The 23395-nt window shown below is 71.8% G+C and carries 23 protein-coding genes and 3 tRNA genes; 13 read left to right on the top strand and 13 right to left on the bottom strand.

The annotated features are described in order from the left end of the window. Nucleotides 1-18: 18 nt before the first annotated feature. The 4 genes from ABZZ20_RS10275 to ABZZ20_RS10260 form a co-directional block, all read right to left on the bottom strand. On the bottom strand, nucleotides 19-1941 hold the full coding sequence (locus tag ABZZ20_RS10275; RefSeq protein WP_356868788.1) for an ABC transporter ATP-binding protein: 1923 nt from the start codon (nucleotides 1939-1941) through the stop codon (nucleotides 19-21). Beyond that, nucleotides 1938-3671: an ABC transporter ATP-binding protein gene (locus tag ABZZ20_RS10270; protein ID WP_356868786.1), complete on the bottom strand. Its 1734-nt coding sequence runs from the start codon at nucleotides 3669-3671 to the stop codon at nucleotides 1938-1940. The genes ABZZ20_RS10275 and ABZZ20_RS10270 overlap by 4 nt, the downstream gene beginning before the upstream one ends. 161 nt (nucleotides 3672-3832) lie before the next feature. Continuing rightward, nucleotides 3833-5287 carry an FGGY family carbohydrate kinase gene (locus ABZZ20_RS10265; RefSeq protein WP_356868784.1) on the bottom strand — a complete coding sequence of 485 codons (1455 nt, stop codon included), beginning with the start codon at nucleotides 5285-5287 and terminating at the stop codon, nucleotides 3833-3835. Between the two features lie 73 nt (nucleotides 5288-5360). After that, nucleotides 5361-5663 (bottom strand): YtxH domain-containing protein, encoded by a 303-nt coding sequence (locus tag ABZZ20_RS10260; protein WP_356868782.1) that lies wholly within the window; start codon nucleotides 5661-5663, stop codon nucleotides 5361-5363. 145 nt (nucleotides 5664-5808) lie between these two features. Here ABZZ20_RS10260 and ABZZ20_RS10255 point away from each other — a divergent pair. The 5 genes from ABZZ20_RS10255 (at nucleotide 5809) to ABZZ20_RS10235 (ending at nucleotide 7297) form a co-directional block, all read left to right on the top strand. Further along, nucleotides 5809-5881 (top strand) — tRNA-Asn (locus ABZZ20_RS10255). Between the two features lie 5 nt (nucleotides 5882-5886). Next, nucleotides 5887-5959: transfer RNA gene (locus ABZZ20_RS10250), tRNA-Asn, on the top strand. Between the two features lie 189 nt (nucleotides 5960-6148). Next, nucleotides 6149-6225 (top strand) — tRNA-Ile (locus ABZZ20_RS10245). Between the two features lie 434 nt (nucleotides 6226-6659). After that, nucleotides 6660-6893, top strand: coding sequence for a type II toxin-antitoxin system VapB family antitoxin (locus ABZZ20_RS10240; protein WP_356869133.1), 234 nt, complete (start codon nucleotides 6660-6662; stop codon nucleotides 6891-6893). Beyond that, nucleotides 6890-7297, top strand: a complete 408-nt coding sequence (locus ABZZ20_RS10235; protein ID WP_356868780.1) for a PIN domain nuclease — start codon at nucleotides 6890-6892, stop codon at nucleotides 7295-7297. Before ABZZ20_RS10240 ends, ABZZ20_RS10235 begins: the two co-directional genes overlap by 4 nt. A gap of 232 nt (nucleotides 7298-7529) precedes the next feature. On the opposite strand, the gene ABZZ20_RS10230 is transcribed toward ABZZ20_RS10235, so the two are convergent. After that, entirely contained in the window at nucleotides 7530-8696 is a 1167-nt protein-coding gene (locus tag ABZZ20_RS10230) for a glutamate--cysteine ligase (RefSeq protein WP_356868778.1), read from the bottom strand. A 214-nt stretch (nucleotides 8697-8910) separates the two neighbouring features. On the opposite strand from ABZZ20_RS10230, the gene ABZZ20_RS10225 reads away from it, so the two are divergent. Continuing rightward, complete coding sequence (locus tag ABZZ20_RS10225) at nucleotides 8911-10182, top strand: MFS transporter (protein ID WP_356868776.1); 1272 nt, start codon at nucleotides 8911-8913, stop codon at nucleotides 10180-10182. A gap of 77 nt (nucleotides 10183-10259) precedes the next feature. Here ABZZ20_RS10225 and ABZZ20_RS10220 read toward each other — a convergent pair whose 3' ends face one another. Further along, complete coding sequence (locus ABZZ20_RS10220; RefSeq protein WP_356868774.1) at nucleotides 10260-10583, bottom strand: cupin domain-containing protein; 324 nt, start codon at nucleotides 10581-10583, stop codon at nucleotides 10260-10262. A 100-nt stretch (nucleotides 10584-10683) separates the two neighbouring features. Between ABZZ20_RS10220 and ABZZ20_RS10215 the strand changes: the two genes are divergently transcribed. Then, entirely contained in the window at nucleotides 10684-11532 is an 849-nt protein-coding gene (locus ABZZ20_RS10215; protein WP_356868772.1) for an AraC family transcriptional regulator, read from the top strand. A 78-nt stretch (nucleotides 11533-11610) separates the two neighbouring features. On the opposite strand, the gene ABZZ20_RS10210 is transcribed toward ABZZ20_RS10215, so the two are convergent. Both ABZZ20_RS10210 and ABZZ20_RS10205 read right to left on the bottom strand, forming a co-directional pair. Next, nucleotides 11611-12954, bottom strand: coding sequence for a carboxyl transferase domain-containing protein (locus ABZZ20_RS10210; RefSeq protein ID WP_356868770.1), 1344 nt, complete (start codon nucleotides 12952-12954; stop codon nucleotides 11611-11613). A gap of 17 nt (nucleotides 12955-12971) precedes the next feature. Next, a complete protein-coding gene (locus ABZZ20_RS10205) occupies nucleotides 12972-13664 on the bottom strand; it encodes a LysE family transporter (protein ID WP_356868768.1) in 693 nt (230 codons plus the stop codon). A 70-nt stretch (nucleotides 13665-13734) separates the two neighbouring features. Here ABZZ20_RS10205 and ABZZ20_RS10200 point away from each other — a divergent pair, with 70 nt between their 5' ends. Continuing rightward, complete coding sequence (locus ABZZ20_RS10200) at nucleotides 13735-14184, top strand: Lrp/AsnC family transcriptional regulator (RefSeq protein WP_356868766.1); 450 nt, start codon at nucleotides 13735-13737, stop codon at nucleotides 14182-14184. A 112-nt stretch (nucleotides 14185-14296) separates the two neighbouring features. On the opposite strand, the gene ABZZ20_RS10195 is transcribed toward ABZZ20_RS10200, so the two are convergent. The 3 genes from ABZZ20_RS10195 to ABZZ20_RS10185 all read right to left on the bottom strand — a co-directional run bounded on the left by ABZZ20_RS10195 (nucleotide 14297) and on the right by ABZZ20_RS10185 (nucleotide 17850). Next, nucleotides 14297-15871 (bottom strand): GAF domain-containing protein, encoded by a 1575-nt coding sequence (locus ABZZ20_RS10195; RefSeq protein WP_356868764.1) that lies wholly within the window; start codon nucleotides 15869-15871, stop codon nucleotides 14297-14299. Then, complete coding sequence (locus ABZZ20_RS10190) at nucleotides 15868-16905, bottom strand: rod shape-determining protein (protein ID WP_356868762.1); 1038 nt, start codon at nucleotides 16903-16905, stop codon at nucleotides 15868-15870. The genes ABZZ20_RS10195 and ABZZ20_RS10190 overlap by 4 nt, the downstream gene beginning before the upstream one ends. Before the next feature lie 363 nt (nucleotides 16906-17268). Continuing rightward, on the bottom strand, nucleotides 17269-17850 hold the full coding sequence (locus tag ABZZ20_RS10185; RefSeq protein ID WP_356868760.1) for a hypothetical protein: 582 nt from the start codon (nucleotides 17848-17850) through the stop codon (nucleotides 17269-17271). 79 nt (nucleotides 17851-17929) lie between these two features. Here ABZZ20_RS10185 and ABZZ20_RS10180 point away from each other — a divergent pair, with 79 nt between their 5' ends. Next, the gene (locus tag ABZZ20_RS10180) at nucleotides 17930-18643 is read left to right on the top strand and encodes a hypothetical protein (protein WP_356868758.1); all 714 of its coding nucleotides are present in this window, start codon (nucleotides 17930-17932) and stop codon (nucleotides 18641-18643) included. A 21-nt stretch (nucleotides 18644-18664) separates the two neighbouring features. Here the strand turns inward: ABZZ20_RS10180 and ABZZ20_RS10175 are convergent, their stop codons facing one another. Then, nucleotides 18665-19087: a MarR family transcriptional regulator gene (locus ABZZ20_RS10175; RefSeq protein ID WP_356868756.1), complete on the bottom strand. Its 423-nt coding sequence runs from the start codon at nucleotides 19085-19087 to the stop codon at nucleotides 18665-18667. Nucleotides 19088-19185: 98 nt separating this feature from the next. On the opposite strand from ABZZ20_RS10175, the gene ABZZ20_RS10170 reads away from it, so the two are divergent. From ABZZ20_RS10170 to ABZZ20_RS10160, 3 genes are all read left to right on the top strand, one after another. Further along, nucleotides 19186-20205 (top strand): NADP-dependent oxidoreductase, encoded by a 1020-nt coding sequence (locus ABZZ20_RS10170; protein ID WP_356868754.1) that lies wholly within the window; start codon nucleotides 19186-19188, stop codon nucleotides 20203-20205. A 64-nt stretch (nucleotides 20206-20269) separates the two neighbouring features. After that, a complete protein-coding gene (locus tag ABZZ20_RS10165) occupies nucleotides 20270-20692 on the top strand; it encodes an organic hydroperoxide resistance protein (protein WP_356868752.1) in 423 nt (140 codons plus the stop codon). Nucleotides 20693-20772: 80 nt separating this feature from the next. Then, the gene (locus ABZZ20_RS10160; RefSeq protein ID WP_356868750.1) at nucleotides 20773-21639 is read left to right on the top strand and encodes an EI24 domain-containing protein; all 867 of its coding nucleotides are present in this window, start codon (nucleotides 20773-20775) and stop codon (nucleotides 21637-21639) included. A gap of 124 nt (nucleotides 21640-21763) precedes the next feature. Here ABZZ20_RS10160 and ABZZ20_RS10155 read toward each other — a convergent pair whose 3' ends face one another. Beyond that, nucleotides 21764-22489, bottom strand: a complete 726-nt coding sequence (locus ABZZ20_RS10155; protein WP_356868748.1) for a hypothetical protein — start codon at nucleotides 22487-22489, stop codon at nucleotides 21764-21766. 138 nt (nucleotides 22490-22627) lie between these two features. Between ABZZ20_RS10155 and ABZZ20_RS10150 the strand changes: the two genes are divergently transcribed. Then, nucleotides 22628-23230, top strand: coding sequence for a DUF1707 and DUF4190 domain-containing protein (locus tag ABZZ20_RS10150; RefSeq protein ID WP_356868746.1), 603 nt, complete (start codon nucleotides 22628-22630; stop codon nucleotides 23228-23230). Nucleotides 23231-23395: the final 165 nt, after the last annotated feature.

Here is a 23395-nt window from a genome sequence, read left to right as displayed (position 1 = left end):
CAGGCAGGCCGTCCGTCGCTAGTCGACCTCGGCCACCGCCTGCGCGAACTGCGCCGCGTACAGCCGCGCGTACGCACCGTCCGCCGCCAGCAGCTCCTCGTGCGTGCCCTGCTCCACGATCGATCCGTCCTCCATCACCAGGATCACGTCCGCGTCGCGGATCGTGGACAGCCGGTGCGCGATCACGAAGGACGTGCGGCCGTGCGCGAGCCGCGCCATCGCCTTCTGGATCAGCACCTCGGTACGGGTGTCCACCGAGCTCGTCGCCTCGTCGAGCACCAGGATCACCGGGTCGGACAGGAACGCCCGGGCGATGGTGATCAGCTGCTTCTCGCCCGCGCTGACGCCCGCACCCTCGTCGTCGAGCACGGTGTCGTAGCCGTCCGGCAGGGTGCGGATGAAGCGGTCCGCGTGCGCCGCTCGCGCCGCCTCCTCGATTTCGGCGCGCGTGACCTCGCGCGCCGCGCCGTAGGCGATGTTCTCCGCGATGGTGCCGCCGAACAGCCAGGTGTCCTGGAGCACCATGCCGATGCTCCCGCGCAGTTCCTCGCGGGTCATCTTCGCGACGTCCACCCCGTCCAGGGCTATCCGGCCGCCCGTGACCTCGTAGAAGCGCATCAGCAGGTTCACGAGGGTGGTCTTGCCGGCGCCCGTCGGGCCGACGATCGCGACCGTGTGGCCGGGCTCGACGGTCAGCGACAGGTTCTCGATCAGCGGCTTGTCCGGCTCGTAGCGGAAGGCCACCTTGTCGAGCGTGACCTGTCCGCGGACCCGCTCCGGCCGCTCCGGGACCTCGACGTCCGGCTCCTGCTCCTGCGCGTCCAGCAGCTCGTACACCCGCTCCGCCGAGGCGACGCCGGACTGCACCAGGTTCGCCATCGACGCGACCTGCGTCAGCGGCATCGAGAACTGGCGCGAGTACTGGATGAACGCCTGCACGTCGCCGATCGACAGGCTGCCGGAGGCCACCCGCAGACCACCGACGACCGCCACCAGTACGTAGTTGATGTTCGAGATGAAGAACATCACCGGCTGCATGATCCCGCTGACCAACTGCGCCTTGAAGGTGGCCCGGTACAGCGCCTCGTTCTGCTCGGCGAAGACGGCCGCGGACTCCTTCTGCCGGCCGAAGACCTTGACCAGGGAGTGGCCCGAGTACATCTCCTCGATGTGTGCGTTGAGCACACCCGTGGACTTCCACTGCGCGACGAACTGCGGCTGCGACTTCTTGCCGATCTTCGCCGCGACGAAGACCGAGACCGGAATGGTCACGAGCGCGACCAGCGCCAGCAGCGGCGAGATCCAGAACATCATCGCCAGCACGCCGACGATCGTCAGCAGCGAGTTGAGCAGCTGCCCCATCGTCTGCTGGAGCGTCTGCCCGATGTTGTCGATGTCGTTGGTGGCCCGGCTCAGCACTTCGCCGCGCTTCTGCCGGTCGAAGTACGACAGCGGCAGCCGCGACAGCTTGGCCTGCAACTCCTCGCGCATCCGGTACACGGTGCCGTTCATGATGTGGTTCGACAGCCGCGTCGCGACCAGCATCAGCAGGCCGGCGAGGGTGAACACCACCAGTGCCCAGATCGCCACGACCCCGACGGCACCGAAGTCGATGCCCTGGCCGGGGGTGAAGTCGGTGCCGGACAGCATGTCCGCCATACCGCCCTGGCCGTCGGCGCGCAGTCCGTCCAGCGCCTGCTGCTTGGTGAGCCCCTCCGGCATCTGCCGTCCGACGATCCCCGCGAACACCAGGTCGGTGGCCCGGCCGAGGATCTTCGGCCCGACAACCGAGCAGCCGACGCTGCCGACGACGGCTGCGATCATGCCCCACAGTTTGGTCCGGTCCTGCGCGATCTGGCTCAGCAGCCGTTTGCCCGAGCCCTTGAAATCCAGGGACCGCTCGGCCGGCCCCATCATCATCCGTCCTCCGGGCCCGCTCATGCGGCCTCCGCCTCCGTCAGCTGGGAGAGCACGATCTCTCGGTAGGTCTCGTTCTCGGCCATCAGCTCGTGGTGGCGCCCCTCGCCCACGACCTGGCCCTCGTCCAGGACGATGATCCGATCGGCTTCACGGATCGTGGAGACCCGCTGGGCGACGATCACCACCGTGGCGTCCTCGGTCTCGCGGGCGAGCGCCGCGCGCAGCGCCGCGTCCGTCGCGTAGTCCAGAGCCGAGAAGGAGTCGTCGAAGAGGTAGATCTCCGGACGCTGCACCAACGTGCGGGCGATGGCCAGGCGTTGGCGCTGGCCGCCGGAGACGTTGGTGCCGCCCTGGGTGATGGGCGCGTCGAGGCCGCCCTCCAGGTCGGAGACGAAGTCCTTGGCCTGCGCCACGTCCAGCGCGTGCCACAGCTCTTCGTCGGTGGCGTCGGGTCGTCCGTAGCGCAGATTGGAAGCCACGGTCCCGGAGAAGAGGTACGGCTTCTGCGGAACCATGCCGACCGTCTTGGCCAGCAGCTCCGGCTCCAGCCGGCGTACGTCCTCCCCGTCGACCAGCACGTCGCCGCCGGTCGCGTCGAACAGCCGCGGGACCAGCCCCAGCAACGTGGACTTGCCACTGCCCGTGGAGCCGATGACCGCGGTGGTCTCGCCGGGGCGGGCCACCAGGTCCACCCCGCGCAACACGGGGGCCTCGGCACCCGGGTAGCGGAAGTCGGCGCCGCGCAGCTCCAGCTGTCCGCGCCGGGCGAGCTCGCGCACCGGGTCGGCGGGCGGGACCACGCTGGATTCGGTGTCCAGGACCTCCTGGACGCGCTCGGCGCAGACCTCGGCGCGCGGCACCATCATGAACATGAACGTGGCCATCATCACGGCCATGACGATCTGCATCAGGTACGCGAGGAAGGCCGTCAGCTGGCCGATCTCCATGCCGCCGCTGTCGATGCGCATCGCGCCGAACCAGATGACGGCGACGCTGGAGATGTTCACGACCACGATGACGGTCGGGAACATCAGCGCCAGCAGTTTGCCGGCCGCGAGGGAGACGCCCGTCAGGTCGGCGTTGGCCTCGCGGAAGCGTTCCTTCTCGTAGTCGTCACGGACGAAGGCGCGGATCACGCGGTTGCCGGTGATCTGCTCGCGCAGCACCCGGTTGACCGTGTCCAGGCGCACCTGCATCTTCCGGAACAGCGGCCGGGTCTTGAGGACGATGGCGCCGACCGAGAGACCGAGCACGGGGACCACGGCCAGGAGGACGCCCGACAGCTTCACGTCGAGCGAGAGCGCCATGGCGATGCCGCCGACGCACATGATCGGCGCGGAGACCATCAGGGTGAAGGTCATCAACACCAGCATCTGGATCTGCTGGACGTCGTTGGTCGTACGGGTGATCAGCGACGGTGCACCGAACTGACCGAGCTCCCGCGCAGAGAAGCTCTGCACCCGGTCGAAGACCGCGGCGCGGATGTCGCGTCCGACGGCCGCCGAGGTGCGGGCGCCGAAGTAGACGGCTCCTACGTTGCACACGAGTTGGACGAGGGAGACGCCGAGCATCAACGCGCCGAAACGCAGGATGTAGCCGGTGTCCCCGTTCACAACGCCGTTGTCGATGATGTCCGCGTTGAGCGTGGGGAGGTAGAGGCTGGCACTGGTCTGCAGCAGTTGCAGCAGGACCAGCAGGGCGATCGGTTTTCGGTACGGACCCAAATGGGTCCGCAAGAGTCGTATGAGCACGCGCAGGCTCCGGTCGGCAAGATCGAAGGGGTTCAGTCCATCTTCTGCCAACCCGGGTCCGAACCCCACCGGTTTTCGCAAAGGCCGGTCAAAAGGAGTAGACCCGCCGCCGCACTACTCCTACGGCCCTGGTCCCGGCGTCCCGGGTACCCGTACCGGCCCTATCCCTGGAACGCCCCGGGGTGGATCTGCTCCCGCGTCACGATGTACTGCTGGCGCACCGCCTGCCAGGCCGGGTAGTCCTCGCCCGGCTCGAAGACCTGCGCCGCCGGGCCCGGCCACACCGGCGGGGTGTGCGGAGCCAGGGTCCCCTGCTGCACCCCGAGGGCCCAGGCCGCCTGGCGCGCCGCGCCCAGCGCCGCGTAGTCCGCCGGAGCCGGGACGACGATCTGGGTGCCGAACAGGCCCGGAGCCGCGGCCTGTACGGCGGGCAGCTCGGCCGCCGCACCCAGCAGGAACACCCGCCGGATCTCGACCCCGCGCGAGCGCAGCACGTCGAGCGCGTCGACCAGCCCGCACAGCATGCCCTCGAACGCGGCCTGCGCCAGGTGCTCCGGCTTCATCGAGTCCCGCCGCAGCCCGGACAGGGTCCCGGCGGTGTGCGGCAGGTTCGGCGTCCGCTCGCCCTCCAGGTACGGCAGGAGTACGAGGCCGTGCGCGCCGGGGGTCGACTTCAGCGCGAGCGCGGACAGCCCCTCGAGATCGGTGCCCAGCAGCTCGGCGGTGCCCCGCAGGGCCCGTACGGCATTGGAGGTGTTCACCACCGGCAGGTGCAGGCCGCTCGCGTCGGCCAGGGAGGTGATCAGGCCGCCCGGTTCCGACAGTGCCTCGTGGTGGACGGCCATCACCGAGCCGGAGGCGCCCAGCGAAACCACCGCGTCGCCGGGGCCGAGGCCCAGCCCGAGCGCGGCGGCCATGGTCTCCCCGGTACCGGCGGATATCAGCAGCCCCTCCGGAGTCATTCCGGCGGCCTCGGCCGGCCCGAGCACCTCGGGCAGCAGTGCCATGTGCCCGAGCGCCAGCTCGACCAGGTCGGGGCGGTACGAGCCGGTGGCCGCCGACCAGTACCCCGTACCGGAGGCGCCGCCGCGGTCGGTGGTGCGCCGGGCCGGCCGTCCCAGCAGCTGCCAGACCAGCCAGTCGTGCGCGGACATCAGCACCGCCACCCGCCGGCCCGCCTCCGGCTCGGTGCGGGCCAGCCAGGCCAGTTTGGCCACCGGCTGGGCGGAATGCGGCACCGATCCGACGGCCTCGGCCCAGGCCTGCCGGCCGCCGAGCGCCTCGATGAGGTCGGCGGCGGCGACCTGGCCGCGCTTGTCATTGCCGATCAGGGCCGGACGTACGAGGACGCCCTGGGCGTCCAGCGGCAGCAGGCCGTGCTGCTGCGCGGAGACGCCAATCGCCTGGACCCCTTCGAGGAGGCCGCCGCCGGCAGCCTCACCGAGGGAGAGCAGCCAGGCCTGGGGGTCGGTCTCGTGGGGGTGGACGCTCTCGGGATTTCCGGCGGGCTGCGGATGGGGGGCGTACCCCTGGCGCAGTACGGCACCCGTGTCGGTGTCGCACACGACGATGCGAGTGAAGGCGGAAGAGCTGTCCAGCCCGGCGACTATCCCCATGCGGAGAATTCTGCCGCACGCGGGGCCGGGATCCGCCGCCTCGGGGGCGCGGATCCCGGGGGAAGCCGCCGGCTCAGGTGTTACTGGTGCCCCAGTCGTCCTCGAAGCCTCCGCCGGCCCGGTCGCGCAGCCCCCGTACCCGTCCCGCCAGGGAAGAGGGCACTACGTCGCCGACCCTGTCGCTCACCGCGGAGAAGGCCCTGCCGGCGTACGCGCGACCCGTCTGGCCGGCGGTCTCGGCGGCATTGCGCACCACCGGGTTCCGCGCGAGTTCACGGGCCGACTTCTTCAGCTGCTCGTAGCGCTCGCGCCCGGCACGGGTCCCGAGGACGTATCCGAGGGCCAGTCCGACCGCGAACGTGACCTTGTACCGCATGCCTGTCACCCTTCGTCGTGTGGTGCCCGGCCTGCTGGAGATACCGATTGGCGGAGCACCCCCCTGCTTGCGCTAATCTATGACTCGCAGCGGGCGCTCGCCCCCCGGCAAGGCCGGAGGTGGGCTGTTCGATGCACCGCAGCAATCCCCTGTAGCTCAATTGGCAGAGCAGCCGGCTGTTAACCGGCAGGTTACTGGTTCGAGTCCAGTCGGGGGAGCGCAGTCCCCTGTAGCTCAATTGGCAGAGCATTCGGCTGTTAACCGGAGGGTTGCTGGTTCGAGTCCAGCCGGGGGAGCGTGAAAGAAGAAGAGGGCCCCCGGCGGGTCCTCTTCTTTTTCGTGCCCCGGCCATGGAACCGGGCAGCCCTCAGAACGGTCTCCCTCACCAGGCGAAGCCGATCATGCGAGGCATCCGAGGCAGGAGATCGTATGAGCGGCTATGCTGCGGCAGACGGCGCGCACACATGTACGCGCCACGCCGTGAAGGGGCGGTAGCTCAGCCGGTTAGAGCAGCGGACTCATAATCCGTCGGCCGTGGGTTCGAGTCCCACCCGCCCCACCACCGCTTGATGGAGCAGAAACGTTCTGACTGGCGTCTTAGCCGGCAGGGCCGGAAGCTCCGGGGAGCCTGATGACTCCCGTCGATCAAGGTTTCATGATCGACAGGGCCCGCTGTGGACGCCGATGTCGGCATGTCGGACGCAGTCCACATCGCCTGAAGCGCGATCTGGTGGTGAGTCCCAACTGCAGGATCGGGCCCGCTGCGAGTGGAGCGGCTCAGCCGTCGGATGTCGGAGTCGGGCTCTGCTTCGGGTGGGCCGGGGCCGAGCCCCTTCTGATTGACCTCCATCTCGACCATGCCGCTGGTGGCCTGGCGCACATCCGAATCAACCAGGCCCCCGCCCTTCGTCGGCGGCGGGTACTGCCGTCCCCTGCTCACATGCATGTTGGCGATGTATCGTAGTTGCATACATTGCCCTCATGGAGGTGGTTGCTGTGTCGGTGACCCAGATCGATCTCGATGACGAGGCGCTGGCCGAGGCCATGCGGTTGATGGGCGCCACGACGAAGAAGGAGACGGTCAACGCGGCCCTGAGGGACTACGTGAACCGGGTGCGCCGGCTGGAGGCCGCGGAGAAACTGGCCGCCCGTGGTGCGCGGGGCGAGTTTGAGCAGGCTGCTGCCGCATACGACGCTGCGAAGCAGGCGCGGCGGGCGACCTTCGAGTGATCTCCTACCTGCTCGACACCTCTGCGCTGTGGTACCTGTTCCGCACTCCGGGGGCGCTGCAGCCTTGGGAGGGGCACATCGCCGCCGGGGTGTTCCGTGTTTGCGAGCCCACGAGGGCCGAGTTCCTGTACTCGGCCGCCAGTCCGTCCCACAGGGATGAGCTGGCCGAGGAGTTGGACGCGCTGTGTCCACTGTCCGCGGTGCCGAAGAACGCGTGGCGCTGGGTGGACACCGCCCAGTACAAGCTCACCCAGCGCGGCCAGCACCGCGCCGCCGGGCCGATCGACCTGTTGGTGTGCGCGACTGCGGTCCACCACGGCCACACTGTGCTCCACGTGGACAACGACTTCGCATCCGTGGCGAGTGTCCTCAAGGACGTGCAGCAGCGGGACATCCGCACCTGAGCCGTCGCGGGTAGCACGCACGCATCGCAGAGCTTCGGCTGAAGGCCCGCGGCGTCTCGACGCAGCGCAACAGCGCGTCCTTCAGGTCTTCGAGAAGAGAGGACCGTATCCGTCGGCTGCGGGTTCGAGTCCCACCCACCCCCACCGCTTCGCAGGCGTGCAGGAACGTTTCGAGCTGCGTGTCCGCGAGTCCGCCCGCCCCGAGGGGCGGGCGTCGTCGTTGCTGCGGGCGCTAGAAGTCCTCCGTTTCGTCCGCCAACTGGCGCAGGACGTCGGTCAGGTCCTGGCGGCGGGCGAACGCCGTGCGCTGGCGGTGTGCGCCCGAGCCGTCGCGCAAGAGGCCTCCCAGGGTCTTGGCCGCGTGGTCGAGCTCGCCGGACGCCGCCAGTTCCGGGGCGACCAGGTCCAGCAGGGCCTCCGCCAGATCCGCCGCCGGGAGCTCCACGCCCGTGTACGGGTCCAGGCCGAAGCCCTCCAACCCGTCGTGCGCCGCACGCCAGCGCGCGAGGCGCAGGACGTCGTCCCGCAGCGTCGGTTCGGGACGCTCCTCGGTGATGTCCCGTAGCGCCGTTGCCACCAGGGCGCGGGCCAGTTCGGCCTGGAGGACCGCCGTGTCGATGTTCGGGGACATGTCCGGCGCCCGGATCTCCAGTGTCGGCCAGTGCCCGGACGGGCGGAGGTCCCAATAGACCATCTTGGTGTCCAGGGCCGCCCCGGAGCCCAGCAGGGTCTGCACCGACCGCCGGAAGTGGCCCGTGGACGTGTAGTGCGGGGGCAGCCCCGCCGAGGGCCAGCCCGACCAGGCCATCGCCCGCCAGCTGGCATGCCCCGTGTCACGGCCGCCCCAGAAGGGTGAGTTGGCGGCAAGTGCGATCAGCGTGGGCAGCCACGGTCTCACCCGGTTGGACACCGCCACCGCCGTGTCCACGTCCAGGGTGCCGATGTGGATGTGGCGGCCGCAGCTGACGAGGGTGTCGGTGAGCGCGCCGAAACGGCGGTGCTGCTCGCGCTGGCGCGGCTCGTCGTCGGTCAGGTGCAGCGGCCCCTCCACGGAGAGCACGGGCGAGGGCGCGGCCAGCAGCCGGCAGCCGTGGGAACGGGCCGCCCGGGCGAGGGTGCGCCGCAGGATGGCGAGCTCCTCGCGCAGCATCGGCGCCGAGTCGGATACCGGGGTGGCGATCTCCACCTGGTAGCGGGTGCCCTCGGGGTGGACTTCGTGGGGCAGGCCCGCGGCGGTGGCCAGGACGAGCGGGGCGGCCGGGACCACCCGGAAGGTGCGGGCGTCGACGAGGAGGAACTCCTCCTCGACACCGACGGTCAGCGGGGCTGTGAGAGGGGTGGCGTGGACGCCGTTGTCCGCGCTGCCGGTGCTCGTGGTGCTGTTGCCAGGTTCGATCACTACGCCTCCCTGGACATACGAGTCTTTTCATCATGAGCCGAACACCAGGCGGGGAGCGCGCGTCGATTCAGTCAAATGTCCGGTGATAGTGGCGAGTTACCGGCAAGGGGCGGCCCGGCCTGAGGCCGCGGGTCCGGGTGGGGCGACTGTTGCGGGTGCGTGAACAGGCCAAGCGGTTCCCGGGCCGCCGATCGGCCGCCGGTTATCATCCGCTGTGACCGGTACGAGCACACCCACCCGACGCCCGACGCGGATATTCGCGGACCTGACCCCGCTGCGCACGTCCCCCGACTACCGGCGCCTGTGGATCGGCGGCACCATCTCGTGGATGGGCCAGGCGATGACCGCCCTCGCGATCTCGCTCCAGGTCTACGACATCACCCGGTCCAGCTTCTCCGTCGGGCTGGTCGGGCTCTTCTCCCTGGTCCCGCTCGTCGTCTTCGGCCTCTACGGCGGGGCCATCGCCGACACCGTGGACCGGCGCAAGCTCGGCCTGTACAGCTCCCTCGGCCTGACCGCCCTGTCGATCGTGCTGGCCGGCGCCGCGCTGCTCGACCACCACGGGGTCTGGCTGTTGTACACGGTCGTCGCGCTCCAGGCCGTCTGCGGCGCGCTCAACGGACCCGCACGGTCCGCCATGATCCCGAGACTGCTGCCGACCGAGCAGCTACCCGCCGCCAACGCGCTGAACTCGGTGACGATGACCTCCGGGACGATGCTGGGCCCGGTGCTCGGCGGGCTCGTCGTCGGCTGGTGGGGGTACCAGGCCGCGTACCTGATCGACGCCGTCACCTTCTGCGCGGCGCTCTACGCGATGTGGCGGCTGCCGTCGATGCTCCCCGAGCGGGAGGACGGCGCGACCGGCCGGCGCCGCCGGGCGTCCGTGCTCGACGGGCTGCGCTTCCTCGGGACCCGGCCCAACATCCGGATGACCTTCTTCTCCGACATGGCCGCCATGGTGCTGGCCCAGCCCAAGGCGCTGTTTCCGGCCATTGCCGTGCTCTGGTACGGCGGCGATGCGAAGACCGTCGGCCTGTTGGTGGCCGCACCCGCCGTCGGGGCGCTGCTGGGCGGGTTGTTCTCCGGTTGGCTGGGCCGGATCCGCCGGCACGGGCTGGCGATCTTGATCTCCGTGGCCGCCTGGGGGCTGGCCGTCGCCGTCTTCGGACTCACTCGGAACCTGTGGCTCGGGCTGTTCTTCCTGGCCCTGGCCGGCTGCGCGGACACCATCTCCATGGTGTTCCGCTCCACGATGATGCAGGCCGCCACCCCGGACGAGATGCGCGGTCGCCTCCAGGGCGTGTTCATCGTGGTCGTCGCGGGCGGGCCCCGGCTCGGGGACTTCCTCGCCGGGACCACCGCAGAACTCACCTCCCCGACCGTGGCGATCACGGGCGGCGGGCTCGGGTGCGTGCTCGTGCTGAGTTTGCTCGCGGCGCGCTGGCGCGGGTTCGCCCGGTACGACGCCAGGTCGCCGCAGGCGTGACGCGGGAGGCGTGACGCGGCAGAGGTAGCGCGGCAGAGGTAGCGCGGCGGCGGTCGCCGCCCGCCTCGCCCCCCCGGCTACCGCGGGGCGGCGTCCCCGGTGTTGACCGTGCCGGCCGGCTCGAACAGCAGGATCGAGACTTCCTCGTCCGCCACCGGGCAGTGCTCCACTCCGCGCGGGACGACGTACAGATCGCCGGGTCCGAGGGTCACGTCCCCGTCGCGCAGGCGGATCGTGAGGGTTCCGATGACGACGAGGAACAGTTCGTCGGTGTCCTCGTGGGCGTGCCACACGAACTCGCCCCGGAGCTTGACGGCCTTGACCTCATAGTCGTTGACCCGGGCGAGGGGGCGCGGGGACCAGTGCGCGTCGAACGCGGCCAGCTCCTGCGCGATGTTCACGGGGTGCGGTGTCGGGTGCGGTGCTGGGTGCGCTGTCGGGTGAGTCGTCATGCTGAGAGCCTGCGGGGGCGTGCCACGGCCCGTCTTGTACGTTCCTGACATGGCCGCGATCCGTCCGCGCAGCACCGTCTCCGCCTGGCAGCCGCCGGTTCCGGGCATCTCCGAGGTCTTCCACGCCCGTTTCACCGACCACGCCTACCCGGCCCACGTGCACGACACCTGGGCGCTGATGATCCTGGACGGTGGGCGCGTCGACTTCGCGCTGGAGCGGGAGCGGCATGGTGTCGGGGTGTCGGACGCCGTGGTGCTGCTGCCGCCCGGGGTCGCGCACGACGGGCGGACGGTCACCGAGGCCGGCTTCCGCAAGCGGGTGCTCTACCTCGACACCACCGTCCTCCCGGAACGCCTCGCCGGGGCGGCCGTCGATGCGCCCCTGCTGCTCGACCGGGCGCTGCGCGAGCGCGTGCACGGGCTGCACCTGGCGCTGGTCCCGGGGGAGGGGGCGGTCGAGCGCTTCGAGGCGGAGTCGCGGCTCGCGTTCGTCCGGGAGCGGCTGTGGACGAGGCTGGCGGGACGTGTGTGTGCACCTGGTGAGGTGCCGGCCGCGGGGGTCGCCGTACGGCTGCGCGAACTGCTCGATGCACGGGTGGTCGAGGGGATCGGCCTGGAGGAGGCGTCGCAGGAGCTGGGACACGTCCACCCCACGCACCTGATCCGCAGCTTCCGGAAGGCGTACGGGCTGCCGCCGCACGCCTATCTGACCGGGCGACGGGTCGCGCGGGCGCGGGGGCTGCTGCTGGCCGGGATGCGGCCGGCCGAAGCGGCCACGGCGGCCGGGTTCTACGACCAGGCGCATCTGACGCGGCACTTCGGGCGGTACGTGGGGACCAGCCCGGCGCGGTTCGCCCGATCCGGGCGGGTGAGCACGGCAGCCGCTCGGATCGGGTGAGCCGGCCGGCTGCTGCTGCTCGTACCGGGTCGCCGACGCGATCGCGCCCCTGGTCCGGCGGGTCCCGGGGTCCCGCGATCAGGCGGGAGCGACCACGCCGCGGGCCACGCCCAGATCGACCAGGTCCTGGGGGCGGATGCGGAGTTGGTCCGCGGTGTTCGGCGCCTCGGCAGGGGGGCGCTTCAAGATGGCCGCCGCCAGTTCGGGGGCGATCACTGAGAAGTAGCTGTCCGGGGTGACCCAGGTGTTCCCCGACGCGGCCAGGGCGAGCGCGCCGCCCGAACCGCCCTCCCCGATCAGGAGGGTGGTCACCGGAACCCCGGCCGCCGCGACCGCCGCGAAGACGTCCGCGATGGCCGGGCCGGCGCCCGCGCGTTCGGCGGCGGCGTCGTTGGCGGCGCCGGGGGTGTCGACCAGGGTGAGCACAGGGATGCCGAGGCGGTCCGCGAGGCGGATCACGCGGGCCGCCGTACGGTATCCCGCCGGGCGGGTCGCGGTGCCGCGCTGGGCGGCGTACGCGACGGCCCGCCCCTCCCGCAGCCCGAACCCGCACAGCATTCCGGGGTCCGTGGCGCCCGCCCGGTCCCCGGAGAGGGGGAGACGAAGGGCGAAGTACGCGTCGAGGTACGCCTCGGCGCGCGGCCGATCCGGATGGCGGGCCTGGCGTACGGCGTCCCAGCCGGTGGCCGGGGGCGGTACGTCGGACAGCGCCGCGGGGGGCTCGACCGGCTCGGCCGAGCGGGGCGCGGCCAGGACGCGGAGCCAGTCGGCCAGCGTTCCGGGGAGTGCGGCGGCCGGCACCACCGCATCGACGTGCCCGGCGGCGTACTGGCCTTCGGCGGTGTACGCGGCCGGGTCCGCGTCCGCCGGCCGGACCCGGGAGCCCGCGAAGCCGACCTGCGCACCCGGTAGCGCGAGGACGACGTCCGCCCCCGCGCCGAGCGTGGCCCAACCGCCGCCGGTGGTGGGATCGCGGAGGACGGCGATCTGGGGGAGCCCGGCGGCCCGCGTCAGGACGGACTGGCGTGCCACGCGCTGGAGTTGGGTCAGCGCGAGCATGCCCTCCTGCATGCGGGAGCCGCCCGTGGCGATCAAGGACAGGAGGGGGAGGCGGTGTTCGCGAGCGTACGTGTACGCGGCTTCGAGCCTGTCTCCGGTGCGCTCGCCCAGGGAACCGCCGAGGTAGCCGAACTCGAAGGAGATCACGACGGCTCGATGGCCGCCGATGAGGGCGGTTCCGGTGACGACGGATTCCTGCTCGCCGGTGCGGGCGCCGGCCCGCACGCGGGAGTCGTCGTAGCCGGCCCAACCGAGGGGGCCGTCGGAGGCCGACTCCCGGTGGGGGGAGGGGAGTTCGGTGAAACCACCGGGGTCGGTCACGGAGGCGATGGCCGCGCGGGCCGAGAGGCGGGTCGTCGTCACGGGGTCACCCTATGGGGTCATGGCAGGGGGAAGGCGATCTTCAGTGCGTAGGCCGCGACGAGGCCGTAGCCGAGGCGGAAGGTCCAGGTGCGGGCGGTCGGGGAGATCCTGCGACCCGCGAGCGAGCCGACCGTGACGAGGGTCTGCTGCCAGAGGAGGGAGGCGGCGGCGACGCCGGTGAGGAAGGCGGTGGCGGCGGTCGGGGTGGTGAGGGTGGCGGCCTGGGCGGTGGTGAGGGCGGCGAAGTAGAGGGCGGTGGTGGGGTTCACGGCCGTGAGGCCGACGTACCGGGCGAAGGCCTTCGCCGGCCTCCCGCCCCGCTCCTGGCCGGACCCGGCGCCCCGCTGGCCCGGTGAGGCCGACGACGGGGGCGACGACGGGGGCGACGACGGGGGCGGGGCCGATGCGGAGAGGGGGCGGAGTCCGGCGCGGTACAGGCCGTGGGCGGCGATGCACAGGAGGACGGTCGCCGAGGCGAGGCGGATCCAGGCCTCGATCGGGGAGACGTGCGAGGCCACCCACGGGCCCAGCGCGGTGGCGAGGGCCGCGTAGCCCAGGTCGACGGTCGCGACGCCCGCTGCCGCGGCCACCGCCGTGGCGCGGTGCCGCATCGCCTCCTGGAGCAACAGCACGCTCATCGCGCCCATCGGCATGGCCACGCCCAGGCCCGCGACCGCGCCAGACAGGACGGGGGAGAGGAGTTCGCTCATGAAGGGGAGGGTGGGGCGGGGCCCGGTGGGCGGGGCGGCGATTACCGGCCCCGACTGCGAGAATCGCGGTATGGATCGCCTTGACAGGGAAATACTCGGCATCCTGCAGCAGGATGCGCGGATCTCGTACCGCGATCTCGGCGTCCGCGTAGGACTCAGTGCCAACGCCGCCGCCGACCGGGTGCGCCGGATGCGGCGGGACGGGGTGATCCGCGGGTTCACCGTGATCGTGGACCCGGCCGCCGACGCGCGGGGCGGGCTCGTGGTCTTCATCGACCTCACGCTGCGCCAGGACACCACCAACGAGGCGTTCGAGCAGCAGGTGGCGAAGCTTCCCGGGATCACCGAGGTGGTTCACGTGACGGGGGAGTACGACTACCTCGTACGGGCCCGGGCCGCCGACCCGACCGCGCTCGACGCGCTGCTGCGCCGGCTCAAGCGGGACGCCGGGGTGGCCCAGTCCAGTACGCGGATCGCTCTGCGGGCCGCAGCGCGGCCCCCGGGCACGCAGGTGCAGTGACCCGCAGGGCTGCTCGCCCGGCTGACGGAAGCCGGAACCACTGTCCGGACGTGCCCGGTCCGGACGTGTACTGAGTGGGCATGCCGTCCGGACACGCCCGTCCGGACGTGTCCTACAGCTCCGACTCCCACCGGAGCGTCGTCCCCCGGGTCGTCTCCCCGGTGCGGCCGTCGTCCGTCACCGTCAGGCGAACCCGGGCCGCGGTCGCCTCCACCCGCACCTCGATCGAGGTGACCTCCGCGCGCCGGTGGGCCGCGGCCAGGGCGCCGCGCAGGGCGGAGAGCAGGTCGCCCGCCACCGGTTCCGTGACCAGGGCGTCCACCGCACCGGCGAAGTGCACCGACGGCTGGAAGCCCAGCAGGGCCGCCGCTCCGCCCGTCTCCCGCAGGACCCGGCCCCGGAAGGTCGTCGGGGCGTCGGTCGGTGGCTGCTGGAGGGCGAAGATGGCCGTGCGCACCTCCTGGATGGTGGAGTCCAGTTCGTCCACCGCCCGGCTCAGTTCGTCGCCCACCGTGTCCCCGGTCGGCGCGGACGCCGACCGTTTCTTCGCGCTCTCCAGCATCATCTCCGTCGCGAACAGCCGCTGGACCACCAGATCGTGCAGGTCCCGTGCGATCCGGTCACGGTCCTCGTAGACGGCCAGTTGCTCCCGGTCGTGCTGCGCGTCCGCCAGTACGAGGGCCAGTGCCGCCTGGGAGGCGAACTGCGAGGCGAGCAGTCGGTCCACGGCGTCGTACGGGCGCCCGCCCCGGGCGCGCGGCAGGGCGAGGGTACCGATCAGCTGGCCGCCGCTCTGGAGGGGGAGCATCATGCTCGGCCCGAAGCGTTCCCGCACGTGAGTGGTCATCCGCGGGTCCGTCGCCGAATCCTCGATGAACACCGGCTCGCCGCCCAGGAGCTGTTCCAGTACCGCAGAACCTGGCGCGATGGAGGTGCCGACCAGGTCTCCGGGGTCCCCGTGCGTGGAGGCGGCCACGATCTCCATGCCGCCCTCGGGGGTCGGCTGGAGGACCACGCCGGCCGCGGCGTCCGCGAGCAGCCGGGCCCGTTCGGCCACGCACATCAGTGCGTCCTCGGCCGGGCGGCCGGCCAGCAGGGTCGTCGTGACGGCTGCGGCGCCCTCGATCCAGCGCTCCCGGCGGCGCGCCGTCTCGTACAGCCGGGCGTTGCCGACCGCTATGCCCGCCTGCGAGGCCAGGACGCGCAGCAGGGCGAGGTCCTCGTCCGTGAACGGGACGCCGCCCCGCTTCTCGGTGAGGTACAGATGACCGAAGACCTCCGTGTGGACCCGGATGGGCACGCCCAGGAAACTGCGCATGGCGGGATGGCCGCCCGGCGGGGAGCCCACGGAGCGCGGGTCTTTCGACAGGTCGTCCAGCATCAGCGGGCGCGGATCGCCGATCAGGGCGCCCACCAGGCCCGAACGCCCGTCGAGCATGCGGGGGATCGAGGCCCGCTCCGCCTCGGTCAGCCCGGTCGTGTACAGGTCGGTCAGGTGGAGGCGCTCGTGGTCGACGACCCCGAGCGCGCCGTACCGGGCCGCGCACAGCTCGGTCGCCGAGTCCACGATGTGTTGGAGGGTGGCCTGGAGTTCCAGCTCGGAGCCGACGTTGAGGACTGCATCCAGGAGCACGGGCAGACCGGCCGCGTGCCTGTGACCGGCCGGCTCGGGCGCAGCGTCCGTCATTCGGTCAGCGGGTTGAGGACCATCGGGGCGATCTTCCCTTCGAGCATCGCGCCGAGACCGAGCACGGCGCACACGTCCGGCCGTTCCGCGATCGCGACGGGCATGCCGGTGGCGTCGCGCAGCATCTGGTCCAGGCCCGGCAGCAGGGCGCTGCCTCCCACCATCATGATCCCTCGGTCGGTCAGGTCGGCGACCAGGTCCGGCGGGCAGTCGCGCAGCACCTTGCCGATGCCGTCGAGGACGGCGGTCAGCGGGGTGTGGATGGCGTCCCGTACGGCAGCGGTGTCCACGTGGACCGAGCGGGCCAGCCCGGTCGCCACGTCGCGGCCGTGGATGAGGGTGGAGGCGGGGCCCTCCGCGGTGATGCCGTTGCCGTGCAGGGCCACCTGGAGCGGCCGGACGGCCTGGCTGGGCAGCATCAGCTCGTGCGCGTGGCGAAGGTGTTGGACCACGGCGTGGTCGATGGCCTCGCCGCCGACCGGAATGCGTACGGCGGTGACGATCGAGCCGAGGGAGAGGACGGCGACCTGGGTGGCAGCGGCGCCGCACACCATGATCATCGTCGCGGTCGGCTGCTCCACGGGCAGGCCGCAGCCGACGGCCGCCGCGATCAGGGTGTCGACGAGTTCGACGCGCCGGGCGCCGAGTCCGACCAACGTCTCCACGGCGGCCCGCTGGGCGAGCGGGTCGGCGTCGTGCGGGGTGCAGGCGGCGGCCCGCAGTCGAGGCTTGCGGCGCAGGGCGCGGCGCAGCTTCTCGCCGAGCAGGTGGCGCAGCATCCGCTGGGCCATATCGATGTCGACGACCGTGCCGCCGGAGACGGGGCGCACGACCCGGATGTAGTCGGGCGTACGACCGGTCATCCGTTCGGCGAAGGCCCCTACGGCGATGAGTGCACCGGTCCGGGTGTTGATGGCGGCGACGCTGGGCTCATCGACGACCAGGCCGGCGCCCTTGACGTACACGCGGGTCCTGGCGGCTCCCAGGTCGACGGCGACGTGGCAGCGGCGCAACTGCTCAAGACTGACGGTCACGGCAGATCCTCCCGAGAGCGCTGACGCAAGAAGACCGGCGGCTGCCGGCTGCACTCATATCTTCTCGGGCGAATGGGGCATATCGCCTGCTGGGATGCTCCGGCCGGGTGTGGCGCACGAGGTGGCGGGTGCTGCACGGGGGTGGATTTCTGTACCGACAGGCACCACGGTGCCCGCACTGTCCGCGCTACTCGTGGGTAACGAGGTAAAGGGCGATGTGATGCTGACGCCCCGCCAGGGGCTGCTGGCGCTCCTGACGCTCTGCCCGGCGCTCCTCGCACCCCTCCCGGCCCGTGCGGCCGACGGTGTGCAGCCGCACAACCCGGTGGTCCTCGTCCACGGCTACAACGCCGACCCGGGCAATCAGGCCTCGATGCCGTCGACCGAGACCCGCTGGAGCAGGCCGTACGTGAACTCCGCCACGCACGGCCGGGCCTGTGCGGTGAAGGCCAGCCGCCACCGGGTCGGTGCGGTGCCCTCCATCGGCCGCACCGGAGCGAAGGCCCGTGCCACCTCGTCGACCGTGGCCGACCAGGGCCGCAGGTCCTGAGGCGTCTCCAGTACGGGCCCCCGCGCGCCCGGGGCCCGTACCAGCCACTCGTTCCACACCGCCCCGTCCGGCGCGGCCAGCACCTCGAAGCGCAGGTCCGGCCAGAGGGGCACCGGCCACAGCAGGGCCTCGCACTCCAGGTCACCGATGGTGCGGGCCTGCGTGGACTCCGGCGGCCCGAGCACCGAGCGGTAGCGGGCCAGGGCCCCGCGCGAGCGGGGCGAGCGGACCATCGCCTGCCAGCGCTTGTTCGCCTCCCGCTGCTCGGCGAGGGAGGCACCGAGCCGCTGGCGCGCCTGCTCGGCGAGGTCCGGCCGGAAGTCCGCCATCCGGCGCAGCAGCACCAGTTGGAAGGCGGCCGGACCGAAGGGACCCTGCGGTGTGGAGGGGGTCATGGAGGCCACGATTCCACACAGGACCTTTACGAACCCGCGATAGGGATGTTGCGGGGAACCACGTAGCGTGCGAAAGGTCATGGACTATTGCCACGCATGCCGGAGGCACCTCAACGGCGCGCTGGCGTGCGCCGGGTGCGGAACCCCGGTCGAGTACCTGCCGCCCGCCGCACCCGGGGCGCCTGCCGTGCCCGCCGCCCCGTACGGCTCCGCGCAGCCGGAGCAGGCCGACCCCTTCGCAGACTCGCTCGTCGTGCTGTCCGATGCGCACCGCGGCCGGGCCGGTGCCCGCCGCCGCGCCACGCACCGCCGGCGCCGCCGGACCGTGCTGACCATCGGGCTCGGACTGGCGCTCGCGGTCGGGGGCACGGTCGCACTGGCCCGCCTCGTCACCGACGGGCAGCGCACGGACCGGGCCGCCGAGGTGGTGCTCACCGACGGGAACGGCCCGCAGGACCCGGCTCCGCTGCCGAGCGACAAAGCGACTCCCGCCGCGCCTTCGGCGCTGAAGCCGGTGAAGGCCCCGGGGAGCGCGAAGGCCTCCGCGGGTGGTACGAAGCCGGCCGGACCCGGGCCGTCTGCCGGGGGGACTTCGCAGCCGGGTCGGTCGGCGTCGGCCTCCGCCTCGGGAGGGACCGGGCCGACCAAAGGTGCCACCGGTGCGGGGCCGTCCGTAAAGCCCGGTCGGTCGGGGACGCCCGCGCCGGGCGGTTCCGGGACGGCGCAGCCGCCTCCGCCGAGCCCGAGCCCGACGCCGACCAAGGGCGACTGCTGGTTCTTCCTCTTCTGCTGAGCGGCCGGACGGCCGGTCGGGTCAGCCCAGCATTCGCTTGAGCAGGTCGCGCAGGACCGCCCGTTCGGCCGTGGACAGCCCGGCCAGCGGTTCGCGTGCGAAGTCGAGCGACTCGCGCAGCCGCTCGGCGGTCTGCAGTCCCTCTTCCGTCGGGGCGGCCAGCTTGACCCGGCGGTCGGCCGGGTCGGGCCTGCGCTCGACCAGGCCGCGCGATTCCAGCCGGTCCACGATGCCGGTGATGTTGGAGGGCTCGCACTTCAGCTTCTGGGCGATGCGGCGCATCGGCATCGGATCCAGGGACAGCAGGTTCAGCACGCGGGCCTGGGCCCCGGTGAGCTGGTGGCTGGCGGCCGCGTGCTCGTACTCCTCGTGGTAGCGGGCCACGACGGTGCCGATGAGCTCGACGACCTCGACGGTCAAGGGATCTGCGCGACGACTGGGCATGGATCCAGCGTACCCATTTACTTGACAACGTGAAATATCCAGGCGCATGGTTGTTTCACCTTGTGAAGTATTCGTCGATTCTCGATCCGGGAGCGTCCATGTCTGAGATCCCTGCCGTCAGCCGCGAATGGCACCTCGTCCGCCGCCCGCAGGGCTGGCCCGTAGCCGAGGACTTCGCCCTGCGCGAGGTCGAGGTCACGGCCCCGGCCCCCGGCCGGATCCTGGTGCGCAACCTCCACATGTCCGTGGACCCCTACATGCGCGGTCGGATGAACGACGTGAAGTCGTACGTCCCGCCCTTCCAGCTCGACAAGCCGATGGACGGTGGCGCGGTCGGCGAGATCGTGGCCTCCGCCGCCGAGGGCTTCGAGGTCGGCGAGCACGTGCTGCACGGCCTGGGCTGGCGCGAGTACGCGGACGTGGACGCCAAGCACGTCACCAAGGTCGACGCTTCGCTCGCACCGCTCTCCGCCTACCTCGGTGTGCTCGGCATGCCGGGCCTGACCGCTTACGCCGGGCTCTTCGAGGTGGCCTCTTTCAAGGAGGGCGACGCCGTCTTCGTCTCCGGCGCGGCGGGTGCGGTCGGCAGCCTCGTCGGCCAGTTCGCGAAGATCAAGGGCGCCTCTCGAGTGATCGGTTCGGCCGGCTCGAACGAGAAGGTGACGCTCCTCACGGAGAAGTACGGCTTCGACGCCGCCTTCAACTACAAGAACGGCCCCGTGGCCGAGCAGCTGAAGGAAGCCGCCCCCGAGGGCATCGACGTCTACTTCGACAACGTCGGCGGGGAGCACCTGGAGGCCGCCATCTCCTCCCTGAACGTGCACGGCCGCGCCACCCTGTGCGGTGCGATCGCGCAGTACAACGCCACCGAGCCGACCCCCGGCCCGCGCAACCTCGCCCTCGTCATAGGCAAGCGGCTGCGCCTCCAGGGCGTGCTGGTCAGTGACCACGCGGGGCTCCAGCCGCAGTTCGTCCAGGACGTCGCCGGCTGGCTGCGCTCCGGGGAGCTCGTGGCCGACGAGACGGTGGTCGAGGGCGTGGAGAACGCGACCGAGGCCTTCCTCGGAATGCTGCGGGGCGAGAACACCGGAAAGATGATCGTTTCTTTCACCGGTTAGGCTCACCCCACAACGCCACGACCGTGGGCGCGAGCCGTGGCGATGACCAGGAGGATCCCCTTTCATGTCCATCCAGCAGTCCGACGTCGTCTACACCGCTGTCGCCACCGCGGAGAACGGCCGTGACGGCCGCGTCGCCACCCACGACGGCCAGCTCGACGTCGTCGTCAACCCGCCGAAGGAACTGGGCGGCAGCGGCGCCGGCACCAACCCGGAGCAGCTGTTCGCCGCCGGTTACGGCGCCTGCTTCCAGGGCGCCCTCGGCGTCGTCGCCCGCAATGAGAACGCCGACATCTCCGGCTCCACCGTCACCGCCGAGGTCGGCATCGGCAAGAACGACGAGGGCTTCGGCATCATCGTCAAGATCTCCGCCGTGATCCCGAACGTGGACGCTGCCACCGCCAAGGGACTCATCGAGAAGGCCCACGAGGTCTGCCCGTACTCCAAGGCGACCCGCGGCAACATCACGGTCGAGCTCGCCGTCTGATCCGGCTCGCGCTCCGCGAAGGCCGCATCCTGGACCGGGGTGCGGCCTTCGCCGTCCGCCGCCCGCCTTAAGCTGGGCCCATGCGTGATCTTGCGGGGGGATTCGGCTACCTGCTGGCCGGACAGAGATGGGTACTGCGACACGGCCGCTGGCTGGGCTTCGGCCTCCTGCCGGGGCTGGTCTCACTGGTGCTGTACGCCGGCGCACTGATCGGCCTCGGTTACGGCGCCGACGACCTGACCGCCTGGATCACCCCCTTCGCCGACGACTGGTCCTCGCCCTGGCTCGGCCTGTTCCGGGGCTTCCTGACGGCCCTGGTCTTCTGCTTCGGGCTGTTCCTCGCGGTGATCACCTTCACCGCGGTGACCCTGCTCATCGGCCAGCCGTTCTACGAGTCCCTCTCGGAACAGGTCGACCGCAGCGAGGGCGGCACCGTCCCCGAGTCCGGGCTGCCGCTGCTGCGGGAGCTGTGGATCTCGGCCCGGGACAGCGTGAAGGTGCTCGTCCGGGTGCTGCTGTACGGAATCCTGCTCTTCGCCCTCGGTTTCGTCCCGGTGATCGGGCAGACCGTGGTCCCGGCGATCGGGTTCTGCGTGTCGGGGTTCTTCCTCGCCGAGGAACTCACCGCCGTCGCGTTGCAGCGGCGCGAGGTGGAACTCGCCGACCGGCTCGCCCTGCTGCGGACGCGGCGGATGCTGGTGCTCGGCTTCGGGGTCCCCCTGGTGCTGGCGTTCCTGGTGCCGCTGGTCGCGGTGTTCCTGATGCCGGGTGCGGTGGCTGGGGCCACGCTGATGGTCCGGGACCTGACCGGGGAGGACGAGTCCCGGACCGCCGGGACGGACTCCGGGACGGGCACAAGCTCCGGGACGGATGCCGGGACCGGGGCCGGTGCGCCGGCCGGAGGAACGACCGGAGGGTTCGGACCGCCACCGCCCGCGTACTCGTAGACCGCCCGCCCCGCAGGACCACCGCCCCAGCAGCCTGATCGTGCCGACCCCTTACCCCCGTCGGGACGATCGGCCGGCCCCCCGGCCAGCCGGTGCAGCCTTCGGAGCCCACGCGGCGGTCCCTCTAGTGAGGGGCGCGGGGCTCCACCCACAGCGCTTCGCCGACGGCGCACAGATCGCCGCCGGCCGTGGCCAGGGCCGTGCCCACGCGGTACTTGCGGCCCTCGCTGCCGAGCAGCCAGGCATAGGAGACGAGGCCCGCGCCGACCGGCACCGGCCGGATCAACCGCCCGGTCAGGGCGGCCGTGACCGCCCCGGCCCGCCGGTCGTCGAGCAGTCGTCCCGCCGCGTTGCCCGGGCAGTCCAGCGCGCCCCACACCAGCTCGGGCGGCAGCAGTCCGTCCGCACCGGCGAGTTCGGGCCCCGGGGTCCAGGCGGCGGCTACCAACCCGTGGCCGGAGACCCGGCCGCAGTGCAGGCGCAGCCCGGTGGCCGGCGTGCGGTGCAGTCCGCAGCCGAAGCAGTCGACCGTTCCGTCCGGGGGAGCCGCCCGGTATGCGTCGGCCGCCGCCGACGCCTGCTCCCAGGAGGGGGCTCCGGGGACCTCCACCGCCGGCTCGGCGGGGGTGGCCGCCGCGAGCAGGAGTTCGCCGTCCGTCAGCGCGACGGCGCCGTCAGCGTCCCGGGCGAGCTGCACCGGGGTGTCCGTGGGCACCGGCCGGCGGAAGTCCACCCGTACGGTCTTCGCGGTCGACCGCGTGGCCAGCACCCCGGCCACGTAGCCGCCGAAGGCCACCCCGGGATATCCGCAGAGGTGGGCCGGAACCGTGATCGTCTCGAAGTCGGTCATGCCCGCCACCTCATCACATGCGCGGCGCCCCCCCCGTCACAGGCGTCGGCCCGCAGGAGCGGCAACTATCGAGGCCGTCCGTTCGTCTTCCCTCCTGGAGAGACGTGCACCGCGTGCAGGGGCTTGGGAGGTGGCCGGATGGCCGAACAGCCGTGGGGACATCCGTACCCGGTCCACCCGCAGCAGCAGGCGTACGGGCAGCCGTGGCAGCCCGCGCCCACCCCGCAGTCCGCCATGCGGGCCTCGCACACCGACCGTGACCGGGCGGTGGACGTCCTCAAGGCCGCGTTCGCGGAGGGCCGGCTCTCCCGCGAGGAGTACGGGCAGCGTTTCGACGCGACGTACCGGGCACAGACGTACGGCCAGCTCGCCCAGTTGGTCGCGGACCTGCCGGCCGGACCCGTGGTGGCCCCGTTCGGCGTCGCGGTGCCGGCGCTGCCACCTGGCTTCGGCCCGATGCCCATGCCCATGCCCATGTCCCTGCCGATGCCGATGCCCGTGCCGCCCCGCAGGGTCAACGGGATGGCGATCGCCTCGCTCGCGCTGGGCGTGCTAAGCCTGCCCACGCTCGGCGCGGCCGGTTTGGGGGCCGTGATCACCGGTCACATCGCCAAGGCCCAGATCCGCGCCCGCGGCGAGGAGGGTGGTACGCCCGCCACGATCGGTCTGGTGCTCGGCTGGCTGTCACTCGGCGGCTGGGTGCTGCTCGTCCTGCTCGCCGCATCGGGGGCGCTCGATTGACCTGCGCCTTCATCTGGAGGGACAACGGCCGTCCCGGGCGGGCCCCGGCCACCGTCCCGGGGCCCGCTGGTCTTCCCAAACGGCCCGATAGTATGCGTGACAACAAGAGCCAAGGCTGTCCCACACCGTCCTTGAGTCCGCCGCCCCCGTCCGGAACTGCGGACC

This window comes from Streptomyces sp. NPDC006430, from assembly GCF_040612395.1.
GTDB lineage: Bacteria > Actinomycetota > Actinomycetes > Streptomycetales > Streptomycetaceae > Streptomyces.
The sequence above is the reverse complement of the archived record's forward strand: the minus strand, read 5'-3'. Positions and strand labels throughout refer to the sequence as shown.